The sequence below is a fragment of the Pseudoalteromonas sp. genome (assembly GCF_041629635.1).
Classification (GTDB): Bacteria; Pseudomonadota; Gammaproteobacteria; order Enterobacterales; family Alteromonadaceae; genus Pseudoalteromonas.
Map to the genome: position 1 here is coordinate 1 of NZ_JBFKMX010000001.1, position 22,150 is coordinate 22,150.

The 22,150-nt window shown below is 39.0% G+C and carries 22 protein-coding genes; 18 read left to right on the forward strand and 4 right to left on the reverse strand.

Annotation, left to right across the window (positions count from 1 at the left end):
* The 3 genes from ABYD77_RS00005 to ABYD77_RS00015 form a co-directional block, all read left to right on the forward strand.
* On the forward strand, positions 1 to 588 hold a 588-nt coding region (locus ABYD77_RS00005; RefSeq protein ID WP_372765737.1), incomplete at its 5' end, for a class I SAM-dependent methyltransferase.
* 147 nt (positions 589 to 735) lie between these two features.
* On the forward strand, positions 736 to 2,256 hold the full coding sequence (locus tag ABYD77_RS00010; protein WP_372765739.1) for a tryptophan halogenase family protein: 1,521 nt from the start codon (positions 736 to 738) through the stop codon (positions 2,254 to 2,256).
* The gene (locus ABYD77_RS00015) at positions 2,256 to 2,714 is read left to right on the forward strand and encodes a GNAT family N-acetyltransferase (protein ID WP_372765741.1); all 459 of its coding nucleotides are present in this window, start codon (positions 2,256 to 2,258) and stop codon (positions 2,712 to 2,714) included. Before ABYD77_RS00010 ends, ABYD77_RS00015 begins: the two co-directional genes overlap by 1 nt.
* Before the next feature lies 1 nt (position 2,715).
* On the opposite strand, the gene ABYD77_RS00020 is transcribed toward ABYD77_RS00015, so the two are convergent.
* Positions 2,716 to 2,961: a TIGR03643 family protein gene (locus ABYD77_RS00020; protein WP_372765743.1), complete on the reverse strand. Its 246-nt coding sequence runs from the start codon at positions 2,959 to 2,961 to the stop codon at positions 2,716 to 2,718.
* 153 nt (positions 2,962 to 3,114) lie between these two features.
* A complete protein-coding gene (locus tag ABYD77_RS00025) occupies positions 3,115 to 3,258 on the reverse strand; it encodes a hypothetical protein (RefSeq protein WP_372765745.1) in 144 nt (47 codons plus the stop codon).
* A 71-nt stretch (positions 3,259 to 3,329) separates the two neighbouring features.
* Here ABYD77_RS00025 and ABYD77_RS00030 point away from each other — a divergent pair, with 71 nt between their 5' ends.
* Positions 3,330 to 3,578: a hypothetical protein gene (locus tag ABYD77_RS00030; RefSeq protein WP_372765747.1), complete on the forward strand. Its 249-nt coding sequence runs from the start codon at positions 3,330 to 3,332 to the stop codon at positions 3,576 to 3,578.
* A gap of 390 nt (positions 3,579 to 3,968) precedes the next feature.
* Positions 3,969 to 4,583, forward strand: a complete 615-nt coding sequence (locus tag ABYD77_RS00035) for a flavin reductase family protein (protein WP_372765749.1) — start codon at positions 3,969 to 3,971, stop codon at positions 4,581 to 4,583.
* 29 nt (positions 4,584 to 4,612) lie between these two features.
* Here ABYD77_RS00035 and ABYD77_RS00040 read toward each other — a convergent pair whose 3' ends face one another.
* Positions 4,613 to 5,038: a response regulator gene (locus ABYD77_RS00040; protein ID WP_372765751.1), complete on the reverse strand. Its 426-nt coding sequence runs from the start codon at positions 5,036 to 5,038 to the stop codon at positions 4,613 to 4,615.
* A gap of 37 nt (positions 5,039 to 5,075) precedes the next feature.
* The gene (locus ABYD77_RS00045) at positions 5,076 to 6,023 is read right to left on the reverse strand and encodes a glycosyltransferase family 2 protein (protein WP_372765753.1); all 948 of its coding nucleotides are present in this window, start codon (positions 6,021 to 6,023) and stop codon (positions 5,076 to 5,078) included.
* 200 nt (positions 6,024 to 6,223) lie between these two features.
* Between ABYD77_RS00045 and ABYD77_RS00050 the strand changes: the two genes are divergently transcribed.
* The 13 genes from ABYD77_RS00050 to ABYD77_RS00110 all read left to right on the forward strand — a co-directional run bounded on the left by ABYD77_RS00050 (position 6,224) and on the right by ABYD77_RS00110 (position 22,134).
* The gene (locus ABYD77_RS00050) at positions 6,224 to 7,387 is read left to right on the forward strand and encodes a glycosyltransferase (RefSeq protein ID WP_372765755.1); all 1,164 of its coding nucleotides are present in this window, start codon (positions 6,224 to 6,226) and stop codon (positions 7,385 to 7,387) included.
* Entirely contained in the window at positions 7,377 to 8,756 is a 1,380-nt protein-coding gene (locus ABYD77_RS00055) for a lipopolysaccharide biosynthesis protein (protein ID WP_372765757.1), read from the forward strand. Before ABYD77_RS00050 ends, ABYD77_RS00055 begins: the two co-directional genes overlap by 11 nt.
* Positions 8,743 to 10,146: an O-antigen ligase family protein gene (locus tag ABYD77_RS00060; RefSeq protein ID WP_372765759.1), complete on the forward strand. Its 1,404-nt coding sequence runs from the start codon at positions 8,743 to 8,745 to the stop codon at positions 10,144 to 10,146. The genes ABYD77_RS00055 and ABYD77_RS00060 overlap by 14 nt, the downstream gene beginning before the upstream one ends.
* Positions 10,130 to 10,831 carry an acyltransferase gene (locus ABYD77_RS00065; protein WP_372765761.1) on the forward strand — a complete coding sequence of 234 codons (702 nt, stop codon included), beginning with the start codon at positions 10,130 to 10,132 and terminating at the stop codon, positions 10,829 to 10,831. Before ABYD77_RS00060 ends, ABYD77_RS00065 begins: the two co-directional genes overlap by 17 nt.
* A gap of 9 nt (positions 10,832 to 10,840) precedes the next feature.
* Entirely contained in the window at positions 10,841 to 11,950 is a 1,110-nt protein-coding gene (locus tag ABYD77_RS00070; protein WP_372765763.1) for a glycosyltransferase, read from the forward strand.
* A gap of 221 nt (positions 11,951 to 12,171) precedes the next feature.
* A complete protein-coding gene (locus ABYD77_RS00075; RefSeq protein ID WP_372765765.1) occupies positions 12,172 to 13,659 on the forward strand; it encodes a GumC family protein in 1,488 nt (495 codons plus the stop codon).
* Positions 13,652 to 14,728 (forward strand): glycosyltransferase, encoded by a 1,077-nt coding sequence (locus ABYD77_RS00080; protein ID WP_372765767.1) that lies wholly within the window; start codon positions 13,652 to 13,654, stop codon positions 14,726 to 14,728. The genes ABYD77_RS00075 and ABYD77_RS00080 overlap by 8 nt, the downstream gene beginning before the upstream one ends.
* A gap of 10 nt (positions 14,729 to 14,738) precedes the next feature.
* Positions 14,739 to 16,532, forward strand: a complete 1,794-nt coding sequence (locus tag ABYD77_RS00085; RefSeq protein WP_372765769.1) for a sugar transferase — start codon at positions 14,739 to 14,741, stop codon at positions 16,530 to 16,532.
* Between the two features lie 147 nt (positions 16,533 to 16,679).
* Positions 16,680 to 17,006, forward strand: a complete 327-nt coding sequence (locus tag ABYD77_RS00090; RefSeq protein WP_372765771.1) for an STAS domain-containing protein — start codon at positions 16,680 to 16,682, stop codon at positions 17,004 to 17,006.
* A gap of 13 nt (positions 17,007 to 17,019) precedes the next feature.
* The gene (locus ABYD77_RS00095; RefSeq protein ID WP_372765773.1) at positions 17,020 to 17,862 is read left to right on the forward strand and encodes an OmpA family protein; all 843 of its coding nucleotides are present in this window, start codon (positions 17,020 to 17,022) and stop codon (positions 17,860 to 17,862) included.
* Positions 17,863 to 17,867: 5 nt separating this feature from the next.
* Positions 17,868 to 19,955, forward strand: coding sequence for an SLBB domain-containing protein (locus ABYD77_RS00100; protein WP_372765775.1), 2,088 nt, complete (start codon positions 17,868 to 17,870; stop codon positions 19,953 to 19,955).
* Entirely contained in the window at positions 19,952 to 20,662 is a 711-nt protein-coding gene (locus tag ABYD77_RS00105) for an AAA family ATPase (RefSeq protein WP_372765777.1), read from the forward strand. The genes ABYD77_RS00100 and ABYD77_RS00105 overlap by 4 nt, the downstream gene beginning before the upstream one ends.
* Positions 20,663 to 20,664: 2 nt before the next feature.
* On the forward strand, positions 20,665 to 22,134 hold the full coding sequence (locus ABYD77_RS00110) for a SpoIIE family protein phosphatase (protein ID WP_372765779.1): 1,470 nt from the start codon (positions 20,665 to 20,667) through the stop codon (positions 22,132 to 22,134).
* Positions 22,135 to 22,150: the final 16 nt, after the last annotated feature.

The window sequence follows — 22,150 nt, forward strand, 5'->3', positions numbered from 1 at the left end:
ACTGAAGTATTAGCGCCAATGCTTGCAGCAGAGGGGCAGCTTGTAGCAGCTCACTACCCAATCACCACAAGTTCAAAATACCGTAAACGCTCACGTGAAAACTTTGAGAAGAAATTAAGTGATAACAAAAAGGTATACGGCAATGTTGTTATCGCTGATTTTGATCCAAATGCGTCAATTGATGAGAAAACAAAAAACGCAGATGTAGTTTTAACCTTTAGGGGTTTACACGGATTGCAAAATGGTAATCAGTTAGCGGCTGCATTTAGTCAGTTTAATCAGATGCTTAAACAAGGCGGCAAATTAGGCGTTGTACAACATCAAGCACCTGAAGGGTTTGATCCGGTAGCAACAGCGACAAAAGGCTACTTGCCAAAATCACATGTAATTGCAGTGGCAAAAGCCGCTGGATTTGACTTAGAAGCTGAGGCATATTTCCACAATAACGCTAAAGACCGCATTATTATTGATAATGTTGAAGCAGGTGTATGGGCACTGCCACCTTCACTTAATGCAAAAGAAAATAAAGAGCAGTACCAGTCAGTTGGTGAATCTAACCGCATGACATTACTTTTCAAAAAGCGTTAATTGAATAAGGCTTTAACCTTTAAAACTGGTTGGAGCCTAATACAAATCACGCATTTAGGGCTTAAAAATTGGCCACTATTGGCTTAGTTTTTCAAGCCCGTTTAGTTTATATTGAAAACAATAAAAATAATCATAAGAAGACGAAACGTGGCACAAGCAGTTAAAAAAATCGTTATTGTTGGTGGGGGCACAACGGGGTGGATGGCAGCGGCGAGTTTATCGCGCTACATTCAAGACAAAGACATGTCGCTCACGCTAATCGAATCACCCAACATTAATACGGTTGGAGTAGGCGAAGCAACCATTCCTAATTTTGTCGATTTTAACCGTAATTTAGGCATTAACGATGCTGAATTAATTAAAGCCACACAAGCGACGTTTAAACTTGGTATTGAATTTGAAGAATGGTCACAAAAAGGCGAGCGTTTTTTCCACCTTTTTGCAGCCTATGGCGCACCCATCGAAAAATTGGATTTTCACCAATATATCAACAAGCTAAATGCAGAAGGCAAACAGCTTGATATTGAAGATTATTGCTTCCCAATTCAGCTTGCTAAAAAAGGCGGATTTGCGCAGCCAAATCCCAATCAAAACAACCCACTAGCGCAATACTCTTACGCTTATCATATTGATGCTGTGTTATATGCTAAGTTTTTAACGGATTTTTCAGTAAAACGCGGTGTAAACCATATTTTAGCGAATGTTAGCGAAGTTAAACTAAATGCTGATAACGGGTTTATTCAAGCGCTTACCCTTGATAATGGCAAACATATCGAGGGCGATTTATTTATTGATTGCTCAGGTTTTAAAGGCGTATTAATTGAAGGTGCAATGGGTATTGGCCTTGATGATTTGAGTCATTTGCTACCTTGTGACAGCGCTGTCGCAGTACAAACAGAACTGATGGGTGAACCCACGCCTTATACCCGCGCCATAGCAAAAGAAGCCGGTTGGCAATGGTGTATTCCGCTGCAGCACCGTATGGGCAATGGCTATATTTATTCAAGCAAATTCACTACAGATGAAGAAGCGAAACAAAGCCTGCTCGATAGTGTAAAAGGGCGCACAATTACGGATGTAAAAACCTTTAAATTCCCACTAGGTAGGCGCAAAGTAAGTTGGCATAAAAACTGTTTTGCCCTTGGTTTAGCTGCTGGCTTTTTAGAGCCGTTAGAGTCACTTGGCATTTCGTTAATTCAAACTGCACTTGCTAAGCTTATGACTTTCTTCCCAGATATGTCGTTCAATCAAGCTGATATTGATGAAGTTAACCGTTTGCATAATGATGAGTTAGACCGCATTGTTGATTTTTTATTAGTGCACTACAAATTAACGCAGCGCAACGACACTGCATTTTGGCGTTACTGCCAAGATATGCCCATTCCAAAAACGCTTGAGCACAAAATTGCCATGTATAAAAATCGTGGCCATGTGGTGATGTATGATAACGAGTCTTTCCAACAAGCAAGTTGGCTTTCAATGTTTTATGGCTTTAACGTTACTCCTTCCCGTTACGATGTACGTTTGGATCACTTTAACTCAAGCGCTATTGCTGAAAACTTGGCGAAAATGAAAGCGCAAATTGCTATGGCCGCGAATAATTGTTTGAGTCATCAGGCATTTATTGATAAACATTGTAAAGCAAATAATGATGTGAAAAATCAATAATGTTAGTACCGTTTACAAAAGCCCACATAGAACAGTTAGCGAGCTGGTTTCAAGATGAAGCCAGTCTTGCGAAGTGGTCTGGCCCGGGGTTTCGCTACCCTTTTACACAAGAAACTTTCTTTCAAGACTTAAACTCGGAGAAACTAGCTTCATTTTGCTTGCTTAGCGAACAAGGTGAGTTTGTTGCATTTGGGCAATTTTATAATCGTTTAGAGCGCGTTCACCTTGCGCGCTTGGTGGTAAACCCAGCATTTCGTGGTAAAGGGATCGTAGAGCGTTTAATTTATAATTTAATTCAAGAAGGAAAAGTGCAGCTTCAGTTAGATAGCGCTTCGCTGTTTGTTTTGTCAGATAACTTACCTGCAATAACGGCCTATCAAAAATCGGGCTTTGCTAAAACGCAGTACCCAACGCATATTCCTTTAGAAAACTGCATATACATGGTTAGAGAGTGTTAATTTAGCGGTGTTTGTACTGGGTTTTGCAATACCCACGTGAAATATCTGGATTTCGCAGTTTTAAATGCTTAGTGTTGCGGCCAGATACGCGCGCTCGCCATAAACGAAAGCTGGCGGGTTTTAACGTCTGCCTCATTAAATTAATTACGTTTTTCTCAGATAATCCATAGAGTGTTTCGATGGCTTCAAATGGGGTTCTATCTTCCCATGCCATTTCGATAATGCGTGATTGATCAGATTCAGTCATTGGTGTTCAAATTAAAATTCAATATTCTAAATACGCTGATAAAAACGTTTTTGATCAGTTGTTATGGCAATTCGGTGGAAAGTCGTTTTTTGATATTAAAGAGAAATCATTTAAAAGCTAAAGTAAGACGTTGCTGAAATATGCTAATGATAATTAACTGTAATGCACTTTCGGGTAAGTTCGATAGTAAATGCAGTCATTCTTCCGGATTGCTGATGATAAATTCATAGGTTCCATTGCTTGTGTAAGTAATTTAAATTGCATCTGAGATAACAGGGTGGTCACTTTATCTAACATTGCATTTTATCCAATTGTGCAAACCTGCTACCCTAATCAAAAAGCAAATTGAAGTTTTAGAGCGAAAAAACATGATAAAAGATAACGACGTTATTAATACATTAGACGAGTTAGAGGCGTTTTTACTATTAGTTGAAAATGGCGGTTTAGGCCTTAAAAATGTGGAAGGTGTTGCACTTGCCACAAATAATAGCAATGTCCGCCCTTTTGTCGCTGTGTTAGATGATAAACATCAATTGTTGTTAGGCCGCTGGGTGTCAGATGAAGTTTATGAAAACGGTAAAGATATGGTCAGATACGGTGTACAGAAAATGCATTAATCGCATCTTTAATACCCTAAAAACCAAACTTCAGTTTGGTTTTTTTAGCAATAAAAGTCGCTATTATTCCCGAGAATCGAGCTGATATGCCAAGATCAGTAGCTTAGTTGAAAATCTTGTCAGGATCAGTTTTACCGATATTACATATGTTGATATCCAATGATCTTGAATGTTAATTGTTCGCTATATTATTTTTAAATATTGTCACATTTATATTTTGCCACAGGTGTTGACGAATCTAACCTCTAAATAAGCTTTTACTTTCCGCGATGCAACTTTCAAATGACACCTAAAATTCATGAAGAGTTAATTAAGTACCTAAGCTTGGATCTTTTTAAAGCTTTTTATTTGTGGCACCATTTAGCAAAACACAATGGGTAAAATCTTGTTATGAATCTTAATTTTTCTGATTTCTTGCCGGCGCAAATTTATCATCTGATGACGCAAACCATTATTCCTCGCCCAATAGCTTGGGTTATGACTGATTCTGGTGAAGGTAATTATAACTTAGCGCCATTTTCTTATTTTACGGCGGTTTCAAGTAATCCCCCCTTGATGATGTTTTCAGTTGGCAAAAAACCAACAGGTGAAGTAAAAGATACGGTTAAAAACATTCTTGATACACGTCAGTGCGTGATCCATATTGCATCTAAAGATGATGCAAACCTTGTAACACAAACGGCAGCGACACTCGCTCATGGTGAGTCAGAAGTTGCAATCAATAATATTGCATTAAGCGATTTTGAAGGCTTTGCCATGCCTCGGATTGAACACTGTAATATTGCTTATGGTTGTGAACTTTATGAGATCAAAGAAATTGGTGATGTGCCACAAACCTTAGTGTTTGTAGAAATTAAAACCTTTTATATTTGTGATGACGTAGTCTCATTTGATGCTAAAAATCGTATACACATAGATGCTGATAAAGTGAATCCTCTGGCGCGTTTAGGAGGGGGGGAATACGCTGGTATTTCTCAGTCTTTTAATATTGAGCGCCCTGAATAGTTATACCTAGTAAGGGCGCTTGTATTTGTTTACATAGCCTCGGAGTTAAGTTGCATTATCTGTTGCTTTAACTGTGTGTTCTCTTTTTGCAAATTGCGCAAATTTAACACTAACTTTAAAACATTTTTTAGCTCAAAATTATCCCAAGGCTTGGTTAAAATAATCGCGGCGATTCCTTCACTAATAGCGCGTTGGCAGAGATCCATATCGGAATAACCAGAGAGTAGTACACGGCCTATACTAGGATCATACTCTTTAATCTGCGATAGCAGTTCAACGCCATCAATCACCGGCATCCGAATGTCAGAAAGTACTAAGTCAATATTATGTAGTTTAACGATATCAAGCGCATTTTCCGGTAAGCTGCACTTGGTAATAGTATAGTCCTTACGCAGTAATCGCGCGATGGCATTCGTTACTTCCGGTTCATCGTCAACCAGTAAGATATGCATCATTGATAACCTCCTTTTTTATAAATAATAAGCTACATAATTAAACTTGGCATAATTTATTAACTCTTAAAATTGCAAGTCGCTTCAAATCCGAACATAAATGCTTTAAGTGTCGCTTATGTGGGGATTGTTTAAAGGCTTTGTAAGAATATGAAATTGCTGACTTCAAATTGCCATTTTCGCGATGCATTTCGCCATAAGATTCCAATAAACGGGCGTTGGCTTTACGGCGTGTGGTTGACTCGACTTTACCAAGGTGACAAATTCGTTCAGTAATTTCAGCCATCGCATCAATACGGTTTTGCTTGTTGGCAGTGATCGAATTTGGCCGCATTAGGTAATCCATTGTTATGTCTTCAGAAAAGCCAATATCGCTGATCAAAGCGATACGCAGCCAACAATCCCAATCACTGGCACTGCGAAGACTTGGATCAAATCCGCCTGCACGTTCAATGATGTCTTTGTTAACCATTACGCATGAGGTGCCAATAACATTTGCGATTAACAGCAAACTTAAGGCGTTATTTAATTGTTGGTAGTCATTGTTTTTCGGGTTACGGTATTTGTTAAACTCAGGCCAATACGAAAAGCAATCGATGATTTCTTGGTATTGCGTATCTACATGTTGATAATTGGTAAAAGTCAGGCCGCAGTTTGGATTAGCTGACATATAGTCGACTTGCTTGCGTAGTTTATGGGGATACCAATAGTCGTCAGCATCCAAGAAAGCGATAAATTGGCCGTTAGCTTTCTTTATGGCACGGTTTCGTGCAGCGATCACCCCCAAATTGGGTTGCGTAATCACGCGCAACTGGTTGTATTTTTTTTCTGCTTGCAGCAACCAATCAAGTGAACCATCGGTGGAACCGTCATCTACGACGATCAGTTCAAAACGGACGTCTTGTTGTTGAAGCACACTATCAATTGCTTTTGGCAAAAATGCTAAGCAATTGTAGTTGGGCATGATAATCGAAACTTCTTTACACATAGCAATCTCCTACTGTTTATGGAAGGTATACGCAAAGTATGTGCCGAGCGACCGCTCATAAAATGAAGGTTAAAAATCGAAATTGCTTTGCATAATGCAAAATTTCAATTGCAAATCGGTAATAAAATAAGGGTATAACAGGGATGTTTGTCGGCATAAAGATTGCGATGTGAAAGTATCAATCTTTTTAGGAATTCATCATGAAACATATTGCAATCATTGTCCCGCAATTTCCTGTGCCGTCTGAAACATTTGTGAACACAGAAATAGAAGCACTCATGGCTGCAGGGCATAAGGTAAGTGTGATTACTATGGAGCATCTAGTTCATAACAATAAGCATGATTATGGTGTTTATGAGCTAAAACGTGAACAGTATATAACAACTTTTAAAGGGTTAACTAAACTACACTTAAAGGGGGCCGTTAATGCATACAAAGCTGCAGTAAACCAAACTTCAATTAGCACTTTATCGTTGCTTTATTTTGGTCTGCAAATCAGTTATCTAATTAAAACACATCATATATCACATATTCACTGTCATTTCATGCACAGTGGTTTGGCTTACGGCATTGTCGCCGCAAAGCTTGCTGAAATTAGTGTTTCTAGTGTTGGTCACGGTCATGATGTGTATGTTAATGCGAATGATCTTACCGAGAAGCTAGCGCTTTGTGATTTTAACATAGCCGTATGCCAAGATATGTTTAATATGCTGAAGCAAATCAAGCCTCACTCTGTTCATCTTCTCCATTGTGGTGTCGATTTAAACAAATTTATCCACTATGAATCCCCTGGTAATCGGCAAATCAAGTTGTTGTTTGTTGGTAGGTTGGTTGATAAAAAAGGAATTGAGTTTGCGTTTGATGCTTTAGCTGGTATCGAGCCAGCTCGCCGGCCACAACTTGATATTGTAGGAAACGGCCCAAAGCTGATGGACTTAGTTTCGCTAGTCGATAAACTGCAGCTTAATCAATGGATACGGTTTTTAGGTCAATGCGCTCCTGATGAGATTATCCAACTTGCAAAGAACTACGATGCTTTTATAGCCCCTTTTTGTATTGCGGATAACGGAGATAAAGATACTGGTCCTGTAGTATTGAAAGAAGCAATGGCGATGGGTCTACCAACTATCACAACGAACATCATGGGTTGCACAGAAATTGTTGATGAGAGTTGCGGTTACATTGTACCCAGTAAAGATAGTAAAGCGTTAAAACAGGCTATTTTGGATTTTTGTCATTTGACAGACGTTGAGCGCAACAAAATGCGTACAGCAGCCCGAGAGCGGGTGCAAACGCATTTTGATGCGAAAAAACAGGGGTTAAAGCTGTCTGTTTTAATAGAGCAGGTGGTCTATGAAAATTAATACGTCATTTGTTCATTATGCATTGGCAATTGCTTGTTTAAAAGGCATTAGTTTACTGATGCTACCGATTGTTACACGTTTTTTGCCACCTGACAGTTATGGAGTGTTGAATTTTTTAGTCAGCGTTGCTGCCATGCTCAGCATCATTCTTGGTTTTGGTATGGCTGAGATGATGTTTCAATTTACGGCTAAAATTGCAGCATCAGCACTTGACTCATTTATTGCTCAGTGCGTTAAATTTACAATGTGTGTTAGTTGTTTGTTTTTACTGATCGCTATTGCTGCTGCAGATATCTGGCTTGCTTTGTTGCCACTTAAAGTTGAAGCCAGTCACTTTATTTTACTAATGATTAACTTAGCGGTGAGCTCTGTTCTTGCGATTTACCTAACCCGTTATCGCATATTGCAACAATCAAAACCTTATATGCTGGTGGCATTATGCCAAGGGGTATTGCAAGCTTGTTTTACGTATATTTTGCTATCGTTTAATTTTGGTATTTTCGGGGTGTTATTGAGTGGTTGCCTAGTTACCACTATGGTAACCATCAGTTTAGTTTTAGTTCATAGACGTTTATTGTTTTGTAAAGAGCCTTTTCTTTCACGTAAGCACTTTCGTTACGGTTCGCACATCGCCCTTTCTGCACTCTTTTTGTATGGGTTGGGCGGTGCTGAAAACTGGTTTATAGCAAGTGCATTAGGTCCTTCTCAACTGGCATTTTATTTTATTGCAACACAGTTCTCTTTAGCGTTATCTCTGGCATTTGAACCGTTTCGTTTATGGTGGTTTCCAGTGCGTTTCAAACGCTTTGAAAGCAATCCGGAATTAGCGGCGAAAGGGGCTGTTATGGGATGTTTTATCATCACTTTGTTGGCACTTTTCATGATGATATTTGCTCCCTTTATGATGACTTGGCTACTGCCAAGTCATTACCATGGCAGTGCTGACTATATTGCAATACTATGCCTAATTTTAGTGATTAAGACATATGCAGAACTGTTAAACCTTGGCTGTTATTTAGATAAATATACTGGTTATGTGCCACTTATCAACGGGGTATGTGCTGTTATCGCGCTTGTCAGCATAGCAAGAACCACAACATTTTATGGAATTAATGGAGTGTTTTTTGGATTACTACTAGCACACACATTGCGGTTTTTAGCCTTTTATCTGATAAGTCAACGCATTGCTCGATTAAGGTATCAATTCACCACGCTTGCTGTGGTTTTTAGTTTGCTTGTATTGCATTTAGTGCTTGCAGAATCGATTTGGCTAAATATTGGCTTGCTAACACTTTCAGTGCTTTTCGCAATTAAATTTCTACATACGCACTCGCTCGACAAAGTGAGAGATAGATATGAATACTCTTAACTTAAGTCATGCTGAATTGATGTCCCCGTACAAGCTCATAATTCTCGGTTTATTAGTGAGTTTTACTGTTATCGCACTTTATAAAATTGCTGGACCCGCAGCACCATTTGCATTTTTGATGTTGCCGTTTGCGCTTTTTTTTACTGTGCGCTTTAGCGTAATTTTTGTCATTTTATTTATTCTTTTTAGTTATTTTCGTATTCACGAAGCTTTTCCGGTGCTAATGCCATTTAAAATACCCAAATTACTTGCGTTGGCATCCCTATTTGGCATTGTGTGGCATCTGATATTAAGCAAAAAACTGACACCTTTCTGGCATCCGGCTCATAGTGTATTTATGCTGTTTTTTATTTGGTTAACCCTATGCGTAATGATGGCAACAAATCGTGCAATGGCGATTGATTATTGGATTTCAACCCTTAGCAAAGTAATGATAATGGTATTTGTGATTAGTTGGTGGGTGAATACGCCTCGTGCCTTTAGTATCGCCCGCATTGGGATTATGGCTAGCGGTTTACTAATCGCTTTTGTTGCTGTTTCAAACAAACTCAATGGTATTGGTTTAGTAGAAGGGACACGCGTCACCATCTCTCGGCATTTAAAATCTCAGATTGGTGATCCGAATGATCTTTCACTGGTATTGCTTTTTCCCGTTTCGTTTCTCTGCGCCGAACTATTTAATAACGAAGGTAAATTTTTGAACCGGCTTCTTGTATTTATGGTTCTCTGTTTAGTAGTGTACGGCATTATCGCGACACAGAGCAGAGGCGGATTGTTAGGTGTAATGGCGATTGTTGCTTATTTTCTTGGACGAACTCTTAAAAACCCAATTGCGTTGATTTCTGTGTTGCTTACAGGGTTTAGCATGTTATTAATCGCTGCGGGTATCAGTGATAGACAAAGTGGTGGCGCTGCTGAAAGCGGTATAGATGAATCTGCTATGGGGCGAATATATGCTTGGCAAGCGGCAATCAATATGGCGATCTCAAATCCACTAACTGGTGTTGGCGTTAATAACTTCTATGTAAATTATTTCTTTTATAGCCCGCATTGGGATGGCAAAAATCACGCAGTACACAGTACATGGTTTCAAGTGCTAGGTGAAACAGGCTTTGTTGGTATTTTGCTTTTTGCAACGCTAATCGCGACGATTTATCGTAGCTTAAAACGCAGCGGCTCACTGGTGAAGTATTACTCAGAACCAAATTTGTTGGTCAATGTGCAAGCTTTAAAAGGCGGATTAATAGGCTTTGTCGTATCGGGTACTTTTTTAACGCAAGCTTTTACATGGCCAATATACATTGTGTTATCACTTAGTATCGCGTTGGAACAGATGCTGCAAACATCTAGTAAATCGCACGCGGAGGTGAGCCATGATTGCAGACGTTAAAAATTGGGTAAAAAGCAGTGATACAGGTTTGGGTAAATTTTGTCGTAGTAGTTTTTATGCGCTTAAACATATCGAAATGCCTGTGATCCCGTTGTTTTACAAAATACTTTTTTTACTACATGGTTGTATGAAAACGATGTGGCACAAGACACTCCAGTTTTTTTACTATACGCCAATGTTTAAAAGCCAAGTGGGTGGTTCTAAAAAACGATTGACTCTCCAGTGCGGTATACCTCAAGTAATTGGAACATTGGCAATACGCGTTGGTAATGATGTAAGAATGTCAGGTGTTACGACCTTTTGCGGGCGCTATAATCAACATCATGTTGCACAATTGATTATCGGAAATAATGTTGATATTGGTTGGCAAAATGCGTTTTCAGTAGGATCGCGGATTGAATTACATGACGATGTTCGACTTGCAGGCAGAGTTTTTTTAGCAGGGTTTCCTGGTCATCCACTTAATAGTGCTGAGCGAGCAAAAGGCAAGCCTGACTTGCCGGAGCAAGTAGGCGATATCATTATCAAACAAGGAGCATGGATAGGAACTGGTGCCACCGTTCTAGCAGGTGTTACGATTGGAAAAGGTGCTATTGTGGCTGCGAATGCAGTTGTGACTAAAGATGTTCCTGACTTTACTCTCGTTGCAGGTAATCCTGCGAGAATAATTAAGCAAGTAAGTTAGGGAGGCAACATGAAATTTGTTGTATTTGCAGAAGACTGGGGACGCCATCCTAGTAGCACCCAACACATATTTAAAGTGATTGCTGAACAATACCAAGTTACGTGGTTTAATTCTGTCGGTATGCGTAAACCTAAGCTGAATTTAACCGATTTAGGACGCGTATATAGCAAGCTCAAGCTGATGCTGTTGAATAAAAAACAATTATCAGCAGAAAAGTTACTTATTAATACACGTAACCCATTGATTTTACCTTGGCATGATCGCAAATGGGTGGCTAGATTTAATAAGCGTCAAATTGCAAAACAGCTAGATTTATCTTCACAAGAACCGATTATTTACTGGATTAGTGTGCCAACTGCTATCAATATGATTCAACTGCGCCCGCAAGATAGCCTGATTTACTACTGCGGGGATGATTTTTCAAACCTAGCAGGAGTTGATCCTCAGCTGATCCAGGAAAGTGAAGCCCGCTTAATACATCAAGCGCATAACATTTTTGTCGTCAGTAAAGTGCTGCTCGACAAAATGCCGAAGCACAAAACGCAATTGCTAGAACATGGTGTGGATTACACATTGTTTAGCCAAATGAAAAAAACCAATAGCCAACTGAATTCATTAAACAATATTATTGGATTTTATGGCTCGTTGTCAGAGTGGTTAGATCTTGAATTATTAATCAAATTAGCTAAGACACGCCCACAATATCACTTATTGTTAATAGGAAAAGCTGATATTGATATCAGTGCGCTTGTGGCATTACCAAACGTAACTTATCTTGCGCAAGTTGCGCATCACCAACTTGCTAGTTTTTCTCAACATTGGCAAGTTTCACTTTTACCGTTTATTGATAACGGCCAAATTAGGGCATGTAACCCTCTTAAATTGAAAGAATACTTGGCAGCTGGTAAGCCCATTGTATCGAGTTGTTTCCCTGCTGTTGAACGTTACAAAGATTCAGTACTTATTGCACGGGATCATATGGGATTTATTGCAAGGGTAGATTACGCTATGGAGATTTCTAAAAATTCTTCTCTAGACTGGCGAACATATTCGCAACAATTAGTCAAAAAGCACAGTTGGCAACAAAAGGCAGCTTTTGTCATAGAACAACTAGTTTAAACGCTCTTTTGAGCGTTTTATTCGATTATCGAGTTTCATAAAGCTTTAAAACCTGCCTCTAATTTCTCACCCCGCGTCTACGAGAGAGATCTTTAATTATCGTTTGAGAATTGGCGCTAATATTGCGACATAACCTACAGAGTAGTGAAAAAATAGTGTTTTTCACATTTTGAAAACAAAATTCGTTAAATTGCGTTGCATTTTGCAAAATAGGAAGGGTAATGGTTTTTACGATAGCGCAAATTAAAAAGCTTATTTACCTCGCTTTGTATACTATTTACGAGCGCTGGCAGCTAATTATATTGCCAATTATTATTGTGCCCATTGCTGTTATCGGGATTGCACTTAACAGTCCAAAGCAATTCACCAACCACGCGACCATTTTGATAGAAGAATCTGCTCTTCTGAACCCATTTTTAGATGAATTAGAATTCTCCTTTGAGTTGTCTTCACGGATGGATGCATTACGTACCTTAGTACTGAGCCGAAAAAATTTAACAGGAGTTGTGAAAGAAGTTGGGCTGGTAAAAAACCTTGATAATCAGCTTGAAGTTGAAAAAATGCAAGAAAAACTGGCCAATGCAATCTCTATTTCTCTGGTGGGAGATGAGCTAGTGCGAATTCACTTCAAGTGGGAAAAACGTGAAGAAATGAAACCTGTGCTTGAAGCAATGGTAGAAAAGTTTATTGAACGTTTACTCGCACCAACAAAAACATCTCTCGATACCTCAGAAATCTTTTTGAAAAATCAGCTGGAAGAAATGCGCGTCCAGCTAGAGGTAGCCGAAGATAAGCTGGCAAAATTCAAACGCGATAATCGTGCTGCACTGCCCGAATTATTGAACATCAATCAAGACACTTTGGTTCGCTTAGAACAAAAAAAACAGCAAAAATTAGTGGATTTAAGTGGTGCAAAAGCACGATTAGCTACATTGAAAAAACAACTTGCCAAAGCGAATCCCGTAAAAGGCCGTTTAGTGGACAGTATCATGCGAATTGAAGCGGATATTGCGCTATTACTTACCCGATATACTGACCAACACAGTAAAGTCCAAGCAAAACTGCGTGAATTAGAAACTTTAAAAATACGCAAGCAAGAAATAGAAACCCAGTCGCAACCATTTGAAGAAGCGGACCTTGATTCATTGTGGCAAATTGCAAATAGTTTACCGTTGGGTGCCAACGCCAAAGACAGTGCGCTGTTAGTATCACAACTTATTACTTTAGAAGAAGCTGAAAATCAAGTTGCACAACTGAAAGAAGAACTTGAGATGTTGTCTGAGCAGCTTTCTGAGATTTCCACTCATCTATCAAGTTCCAGTGAAATTGATAAAACATTGCGTCAATTACAACGAGATTATCAAGTAAAACAAACACTGTATTCCGAAATGCTCGAACGATATGAGATGTCGAAAGTAACGGGTCAATTGGTTCGGTACGAAGGGCCTGACAAAGTAAAAATAATTGAGCGCGCTTACAGCCCAACTACACCAATCAATCAGTCACTTGTTATTAATATATTTTTGGGGGTAGTACTCGGGCTTTTTAGCGCTGCGGCACTGACATTTATCGCCATGATCACCGACTTTAGATTACGTGATAAAAGCATGATTGAAGCAATATCAGGAAAACGCGTCTTAACAACATTACCTATTGTGAAAGATGTATCTCAGTACATCACATCGACTCATCGGAGGCACTATGAATAACATCATTCAGTTGATACAACACCCGTACATTGGTGGACTTGAAAAAATGGCATTTGGCTTATGTTGCAGTGAATTAAAAGATTCAAATATGTTCTTAGTTGCCTTAGAAGGGACAAAAAAAGATGCCATCGCAGATTGGAACGAACTTGCACAGCTTGATAACTTTTACTGTTTGAATAAGGCGCAGGGGATGGACTGGCAAACGGTTAAAAATCTAGTGGAGATGATTGATAATTATCGGATTAAAGTAATCCACAGTCATCATATAGGCCCGATGTTGTATGCAAGTCTTGTAAAAAGAATGCGCCCTGAAGTACAGCATATCCATACCCTGCATGATGCTTGGTATTTGACTGATTTTAAATATCGTATGTTCACCAAACTGATCGATAAATTTTCACCGATCACGATTGTGGCTGACGCCGAGGCAGTCGCTGATGTTGCGAAATCCAAAGCTAATGTGGTGTCTGATTATATTGTGCATAATGGTATTGATACAGATTATTTCAAACCGTCATCACGTTATTCGGCGCGTTTAAAGCTAGGTTTACCAAGCGATAACATCATTATAGGTTGTGCTGCGCGCATTGAAAAAGGCAAAGGTCATAAAGCCATGCTGCGAGCTTTGAATGCTTTGCCTGCAACAGTCCATATGGCATTTGCTGGAGATGGCAGTCTGTTAGCAGATCTTAAAGAGTATGCTTTATACATTGGCGTTTCAGATAGGGTTCATTGGTTAGGGTGTGTTCATGATATGCCAATTTTTTATTCTGCAATTGATGTGTTTTGTTTGTATTCAGAGCGTGAGGGGTTGCCGTTATCTATTTTAGAGGCAATGGCATGTAATCGGCCAATTGTCGCCAGTGATGTTGGTGGTATTTCTGAGGTGGTAAACGACAAATTGGGTTTTGTGCTTCCAATAGAAAATGAGCATCTTTTAGCTCCAAGTTTATTAGCAGCACTAAAGTTGAACAATGGTATGGATATCCGCCAATATGCACTTGCACAAGCGACGTTGAAAGTAATGGCTCAGGATTACAACAAAATATACCAAACTATCTTAGTGTGAGGATGTGATTATGCTTTGGTTTATTATTGCTGCTATTGCCGTCATATTTATTTACCATCACATGGTATACCCATTATTACTGGCATATATTGCTGGTAAACAGCCTTCAACAGAGCGGGGCCTATACAAATTTGAGTCAAGTGAGATACCTTCAATTGGAATTTTTATCGCCGCTTACAATGAGGCTGATTTTATTGAAGAAAAGCTACATAATTTAGCGTCACAGTTGTATCCCAATGACAAGATAGGTATTCATATTTTTGGCGATGGTTGTACTGATAATACCGCTGAAATTGTAAAACGGGTGAGTAGACACTTGCACGCTAATTTTATTTATTGCACTTATGATGAAGTCCAAGTGAATGCGGGTAAAGTGAGTGCGCTTAACCACTTGATTTCGCACTATCGTAATGAATACGACATTATTGTTTTCACCGATGTAAGTGCGTTAATGAGTGTAGATTGCTTGACACAAGTAGCACTATCAATGGAGAACAAACAGGTGATTGCAGTGTCGGGTAATTACTTACCCAATTCGAGTGCACATCAAAGCTTAGATAAGTATTGGCATTATCAAAATGCTATCCGTAAGCTTGAGGGGAAACTTGGTGCTGTCAATGGATTTTCAGGTGCAATGTTTGCGATCCGTGCCGAGGCAGTGACCCGACTTGCTGCAAAAACAATTAATGATGATTTTGTTCAAGTGGTGTCAGCCATCAGCAAATCTAACTGCGCATGTTTTAACGAAGCGATTTCAATAATTGAATGTGAGCCTGATAGTTCTCAGAAAGACTTTAAACGGCGCATCCGCATTGGTGCTGGAAACTGGCAGCAACTCACTGCTATTTTTACTGCCGCAAAAGGATTTAGTAAAGCACAATGGTTTAGCTTTATTTCAAATAAAGTCTTGCGAGGTGTAATGCCAATACTTCTGCTTGTGGCTTTCAGCGCGCAATTATTTTTAGCTGTAACCGGTGATTTTATCGCGCAACTGGGGGTGTCGCTTGCGTTTATCATTCATTTTATCGGTGTTTTGAAGGCGCTCTTTAAATGGCGTATTCAGCTTGGGTTAATCGATTCTATAAATTACCTTGTTTCGAGCTACCTCGCTGCACTTATTGGTATTTTGACCTTGTCTCGCTATAACAAGCCATGGCGTCGAATTTCAGAATTAAAAGCACATAGAGCTTATATTACGATTTGTAAACGCGGTATCGACATTATTACTTCTGTGATTGGTTTAGTATTATTTAGTCCAATTATGCTGCTTGCTGCGATTGCCATTAAATGTGACTCGAAAGGTGCAGTTATTTACAAGCAACTTCGTGTTGGCCAAATAAATGAAGATAGAACAGAGCTTATTTATGTTTATAAACTGCGTACCATGCGCATTGGTGCAGAAAAAGGGACAGGCGCTGTATGGGCAAAAGGGAATGATCCGCGTGTTACACGTGTTGGACGTTTTTTAAGAAAAACCCGCATTGATGAATTGCCTCAATTTTGGAATGTACTCTCTGGTGATATGTCACTTATTGGGCCACGTCCAGAAAGGCCTAGCTTTTACAGTAAATTAGAGCGCGAAATTCCCTATTTTATCCAACGTACTTATGGAATAAAGCCTGGTATTTCAGGCCTTGCACAAGTTATGAATGGTTATGATGAAAGTGTTGAAGATGTAAGAAACAAAATTGCTTGGGATTATTCTTATGTACTTTCAATGACACGCTTTTCAACCTGGCTTGTGATGGAGTTTGATATTGTGCTTAAGACGATTAAAGTCGTGGTGTTGGGCAAAGGGCAATAGCATTGCAAAATGCAACAAGTAAATAAACTTCTGTTGCATTTTGCTATAATTCTTATCAGTTAACTTGTAACTAATTGAAATATTAATATATTAATTTTGGCATTGTATTTGGTTGTAATTAATCATAGTCACAAAGAGGATTAGATTATGAACAACCAACTACCAACAAAAGAACAAGACAACACACTAACAATTGAACTTCCTCACGATTTTTCAGGCTTGAATGTCGACAAATATCGCGAACATTTTGAGTGTTTCGCGGCAACGCAACACGATGCTATTGTACTTGATTTTAGTAACACGGAGTTTATTGATTCATCGGGTATTGGCGCCATGGTTTTTTTGTTTAAACGAATTGAAAAGCGTGGCATCTCAATGATGGTAATGGACGTTACGGGTCAACCTGAAAAGTTAATGAAGCTGTTACGTGTCGACTCTACTATTCCATTTATTACTTCTGCTCCACTCATTTAATAGAGGCCGTACTATGGATAAGTTCTTGTCTCTTGTTTGCGCAATTGGCCTTTGTTCTGGTTGCTCTTCTTGGCCTGAAGAAGGACGAGGGGGCTGGGCAGAGATTTACCATCCGGATGCGCCAATCAGCACAAATGGATTTGAAAATGCACTACCATTTCAAGTAATGAATGAGTTTGAACATTTATCGTTGAAGCTCGAATGGTTGAAAAATCGTGGTATTAAGCATTGCATGCCTGGCCAAGTTTACCAAGCAGAATTAATGTTGACACGAATTAATCGCACGCTTTCGGCAGAAATGTATGCTGAGGCTCAACTTGATCTCCGTTCGTTTTATCACCAATTACATCAACTGGAAAATCATTTTGAACGGGTAATTAGTAATACCCATTGCGTGAGTGAAAACAAAACAGATGACACAAAATTGATTAAGAAACTCGAAGAATTATTGAACAGTGATAATCAATTTGCTTTTGATAGTTTTGAAGTCACCCCTAAGTATCGTATTCGGTTAGCGCAAAGTGCTGAATTACTCAAAATGTCACCCGAAACTCAAGTGTTATTAGTCGGTCATACGGACATTAAAGGTAGCAAAATCAGCAATTTTGAACTTGCTTACAAACGGGCTGAAAGCGTGAAAAGTTGGTTGACCTTGTATGGCGTAAGGCCCGAGCTTGTGAGCACATTGGCACAAGGCGCGCTGCTTCCATTTACAGATGAGGAAGAGAGTGCGCAGAAACAGCATTCAGATCGCCGAGTCAGTGCTTATATTTTATCTACATCATCAAGAGCGGCAGAGCTAACTAAGGTAAAGCCGCTTAGTGAATGGACAAGTAAACTAGAACAGCAGGAGTAATGATTATGAAATCACTTATCTACCTAATATTACTCTTTTTCATAGCGACTGGGCTTGCAGATGAAAGCAACGAAGAATCGGTAATTGAAGTCGGTAATAAAGTGTATTTCAATGTTCCAGGTGAAGCTGAGTTCGATAATCCATTTGAAGTAGATGACAAAGGTTTTGTTGATTTACCTGAAATAGGTAAAGTTAAATTAGCAGGAAAAACACCGAAGCGAGCTGAAGCTGAAGTTAAAATGAAACTGGCAGGTGTTTATAAAGCTTTGAGTAAATTTTACTTAGAGGTACGTGCACGTGACTTGTTAGTGACCGTACTTGGCTATGTAAATAACCCGTCTCAAGTGAGTATTCCAACGAATGGCAATATTCAAATGGTTATTGCCAAAGCTGATGGAATTAAGCCAGGTGCACAGTTAAACAAACTGCAAATCCACCGTGATGGCACAACCCTTACATTTGATTACAAAGCGTATCTTGATAGCGGCGATTTAGCCTTACTACCTAAACTACGCTCAGGAGATACAGTGTTTGTTCCAGTGTCACCACTACTAGGTAATGTGCAAGTTGATTTTGATTCACAAACACTCTCAAGTGCAGGTGATGCTTATGGTCAAACTCAAGCTGTAACCTTGTTTGGTGAATTACATAGTCCTGGCAGTTTTTCATATAAACCTGATATGAATATTATTGATGCATTAATGCGTGCAGATGGCGTAACGCGCTATGCGGATGTCACTAAGATCCGCGTTATCCAAAATAATCAGCCAACTATTTTTGATTTAAAACATTACTTAGATTCAGGAGATACCAGTTTATTACCAAAAATAGATGCGGGAACGACCATTTTTGTGCCAATTATGGTCGATGATGTAAATACTACTGCACGAACAGTTTATGTTATGGGTGAGGTACATAATCCGGGAGCATTCGAAATAAGTAGCGATATAGGTTTTCTTGATATTTTAGCGAATGCAGGCGGTCCAACACGCTTTGCAGAAACTCGTCAGATCAAAATACTCACATCTGCAGGCAAGAATGTTCTCTTTGATTTACAAGCTTACAGCGAAGGATATAGCTCCATGTCAATCCCAAATATAGCCCCTGGAGATGTCATTTTTGTACCTGAAAAAACGGATTTAAATGAGAAGAGCTGGCTTAAGGTGGCGCCTACTCGTGCAGTAAAAATTATGGGAGCAATTCATCATCCTGGGCGTTATGAGTGGAGTAATGAAATGGACTTTACTGATTTATTTGCTCATGCAGGCGGTCCGACAAAAAGTGCCAATGTAAATGACATTAAGATTATTCGCCAAGGTCAGTTGTTGCAACGTTTTAGCTTAGATGAATATGCAAATAGTGAAGACAATAACTACCCATTACCAAATATCATTGCTGGCGATACGATTATTGTTGAAGAATTACCACATGATCCGAAAGACAATAAATCTCAGTGGGTTCGCCAAGACGCAAAAAGCTCAATTTACATACTTGGTCAAGTGGGAGCTCCAGGTCGCTATGCTTTTGATAAATCTCTTCATTTTTTAGATATTATCTCAGCGGCCGATGGTCCAACAAATGATGCAGACTTACGAAATATCCGGATCACTCATCGTAATGGCACGCAATCTCGCGTGAGTAAACTCAATTTAGCACTTTACTTTGAAACAGGGGACGAAACACTATTTCCGCGCGTATTACCTGGTGACACCATTTTTGTGCCAGAAAAAAGCAAAGACTGGTTGCGCCAACCTAAAGATCAAGTGGTGCGTATCATGGGGGCAATTAAGCAACCGGGCCGTTATAGCTTTGACGATTCAATGACCCTGCTTGATATATTAGCAGAGGCGGGTGGACCAACATCTAATGCTCTAATAAGTAAAATCGTTGTAATTAATCATGGCTGTTGTAAGGAACAATCTCGTCGCTTTGATTTAGAGAAATTTATCAAGCAGCCAAATTCAGCCAATGTACCATTACTGAGAGCTGGTGACACTGTGTACATTCCAGACCAAGGGCAAGACTTCGCACAACGTGCAAAAGATTCATTGGTCGATATATTAACGATAATTGCACTGGCGGTGAGCCTATGAAAATTATTCCCAAACAGTATCAAGAGTTAGAAGTTATTTTTGATGCAATTAATCGAGAAAATGCACGCTGTATTGCGTTTGCTTCTCCATATGGACACGCTGGGGCTACCTCTCTCGCTGTAAGTGTGGCAAGGCGCTTAAGTGGTCGTAATGAACGAGTGTTAGTAATCGATTTAAATACTTTCCATCCAATGTCTGACAAGGACTTGATAAGCATGCCAAACTCTTTGGCAAAATGGTCTTTTGTTGATATTAGTTGCCAATTGAATGCGCAAGTGATTGATAATTTTTACTTCTTAAGTATTACTCAGCTACAAGATTTGACCTTAGTACGTGAAAAGGATGTATTCAACACAGCCATTTTGATGCTAAAACAAGAGTTTGATTATATTTTGTTTGATATGTCACCGATTTGTAAAAAGCATCATGCGAATTTTCCTCTGCATTTAATAATTTCGGTTACAGATTTACTGTTATTAGATATTTCGCTTGGTAAAACGACACAAGACACGTTAGATGCTGTAATTAATGAACTAGAGCAAGTAAATTGTAAACGTTATGAAATCGTAGTAAGTCAGATCTTTATGCCTCCCTTAGGTGATTGTTTAATTAAGAGTATCAATAGGCGATGTTATAAACTACCAAAACTGAGGCAATTTTTAACTAATTTAGTTAACAAACAGCATTGGTTATTCACTGGAGTATAACTATGAATGTATTGTTTTATCGTCGTTTCAGTTTAATCTGGTCAACTTTACATTCGGTGCGAGAAACGCTATTGACGCTGTTGGCTAAACTCGATGTTGAAAGTGAAGAGATTGATAACACAGGCTTAGTAGTGACGGAATATCTGACGAATTTAATACGTCATAGTGAAGGAGAAGATCAGGCTGTGACGTTAGTGATTGGTCGTACTTTAAATGCTATCAGGATTGAACTTGTTGACCCAACAGACTACTTTCATCCTACATTGTCTCGGTCGCATGCTACAGATATTGTTGATGGTGAGCTGCGTGAGGGAGGAATGGGACTTGCCTTGATAGCTCATTACTTTCCTGACTTTAATTATGTTTCTGAAGAAGGAAAAAATCATTTTAGTTTTGCGTTGTCACTTAAAAAAATTAAAAATCGAATTGTAATAATTGATGATGAAAATGCTAGTTTACAGCTGATCAAAGCGTTTTTAGAAAATGAATATGAATGTCATGCATTCACAGATGAGCATGATGCTTATCAGTATTTAATGTCACACAATGTTGACCTTTTACTTATTGATATGAACTTAAATGCAATGTTAGCTGATGAATTTATATCTAACATTAAACAATTAGAGCATCTAAATAATATAGGTATAGTCGTGATTTCGGGTGATAGCAGCCGAGAAACTATGCTCAAAGCACATTTATGCGGAGTAGATGATTATTTGATAAAACCTGTTAAAAAACAGCAACTTGAATTAGTGTGTGAACGGGTTAAAAGTCGCTGTGTTTCACGTTCGGTTAGTAATGCTTGCACGGGTAATTCGGGTAAAAATACGGTGATAAATTGCGGCCAATTTAAAGTTATCCCGTATGGGAATGTGGTAATAGGGAGCGGTGGTGATGTGTTAATTCATCACACTACGGATAACAAGAACATTGTTTTCTTTGGTGATGTGATGGGACATGGAGCAACGGCAAATCGTGTTGCATTACAACTCAAGGGGTTTATAAAAGGGTTATTACAGTCCTCTTACCATTCGCTTGACGTATTTGTTAACTTTTTTGCGACGAGCATAGTTCAACAAGACTTTATGCAGCAAAGCCTCGTTACCTTTATTGCATTGGAAATATCGGGGGATCAGATCCGACTTGTTAATGCAGGACACCCCCTTCCGATCGTAATATCCAAAATACAAGGAGTGCGAAGTGTGTGCACATCCCAGCCTTTAGTAGGGCTTGTTTCAAACTATGTATATCAAAGTGAATTGATCCCCTTCTTGACAGGAGAATCATTGCTCTTAGCGACAGATGGTTTCTTTGAAAACCATGAAAATTATGATGAACTAACACAATTAGTGAATGCGGTATACAGTACTTCAAGTCTTGAAAACTTATCTGACACAAATGACTTTTGGTACAAAAGTTTACCTAGATTATCAAAAGAAATTGACGATTCGTCTCTCCTGGTACTTAATTAGAAAGGGATTTGTTAAA

Bases quoted from the DNA above. Each gene is read 5' to 3' on its own strand.
- ABYD77_RS00015 (WP_372765741.1), top strand. From the start codon at position 2,256: ATGTTAGTACCGTTTACAAAAGCCCACATAGAACAGTTAGCGAGCTGG.
- ABYD77_RS00020 (WP_372765743.1), bottom strand. From the start codon at position 2,961: ATGACTGAATCTGATCAATCACGCATTATCGAAATGGCATGGGAAGAT.
- ABYD77_RS00025 (WP_372765745.1), bottom strand. From the start codon at position 3,258: ATGTTAGATAAAGTGACCACCCTGTTATCTCAGATGCAATTTAAATTA.
- ABYD77_RS00030 (WP_372765747.1), top strand. From the start codon at position 3,330: ATGATAAAAGATAACGACGTTATTAATACATTAGACGAGTTAGAGGCG.
- ABYD77_RS00035 (WP_372765749.1), top strand. From the start codon at position 3,969: ATGAATCTTAATTTTTCTGATTTCTTGCCGGCGCAAATTTATCATCTG.
- ABYD77_RS00040 (WP_372765751.1), bottom strand. From the start codon at position 5,038: ATGATGCATATCTTACTGGTTGACGATGAACCGGAAGTAACGAATGCC.
- ABYD77_RS00045 (WP_372765753.1), bottom strand. From the start codon at position 6,023: ATGTGTAAAGAAGTTTCGATTATCATGCCCAACTACAATTGCTTAGCA.
- ABYD77_RS00050 (WP_372765755.1), top strand. From the start codon at position 6,224: ATGAAACATATTGCAATCATTGTCCCGCAATTTCCTGTGCCGTCTGAA.
- ABYD77_RS00055 (WP_372765757.1), top strand. From the start codon at position 7,377: ATGAAAATTAATACGTCATTTGTTCATTATGCATTGGCAATTGCTTGT.
- ABYD77_RS00060 (WP_372765759.1), top strand. From the start codon at position 8,743: ATGAATACTCTTAACTTAAGTCATGCTGAATTGATGTCCCCGTACAAG.
- ABYD77_RS00065 (WP_372765761.1), top strand. From the start codon at position 10,130: ATGATTGCAGACGTTAAAAATTGGGTAAAAAGCAGTGATACAGGTTTG.
- ABYD77_RS00070 (WP_372765763.1), top strand. From the start codon at position 10,841: ATGAAATTTGTTGTATTTGCAGAAGACTGGGGACGCCATCCTAGTAGC.
- ABYD77_RS00075 (WP_372765765.1), top strand. From the start codon at position 12,172: ATGGTTTTTACGATAGCGCAAATTAAAAAGCTTATTTACCTCGCTTTG.
- ABYD77_RS00080 (WP_372765767.1), top strand. From the start codon at position 13,652: ATGAATAACATCATTCAGTTGATACAACACCCGTACATTGGTGGACTT.
- ABYD77_RS00085 (WP_372765769.1), top strand. From the start codon at position 14,739: ATGCTTTGGTTTATTATTGCTGCTATTGCCGTCATATTTATTTACCAT.
- ABYD77_RS00090 (WP_372765771.1), top strand. From the start codon at position 16,680: ATGAACAACCAACTACCAACAAAAGAACAAGACAACACACTAACAATT.
- ABYD77_RS00095 (WP_372765773.1), top strand. From the start codon at position 17,020: ATGGATAAGTTCTTGTCTCTTGTTTGCGCAATTGGCCTTTGTTCTGGT.
- ABYD77_RS00100 (WP_372765775.1), top strand. From the start codon at position 17,868: ATGAAATCACTTATCTACCTAATATTACTCTTTTTCATAGCGACTGGG.
- ABYD77_RS00105 (WP_372765777.1), top strand. From the start codon at position 19,952: ATGAAAATTATTCCCAAACAGTATCAAGAGTTAGAAGTTATTTTTGAT.
- ABYD77_RS00110 (WP_372765779.1), top strand. From the start codon at position 20,665: ATGAATGTATTGTTTTATCGTCGTTTCAGTTTAATCTGGTCAACTTTA.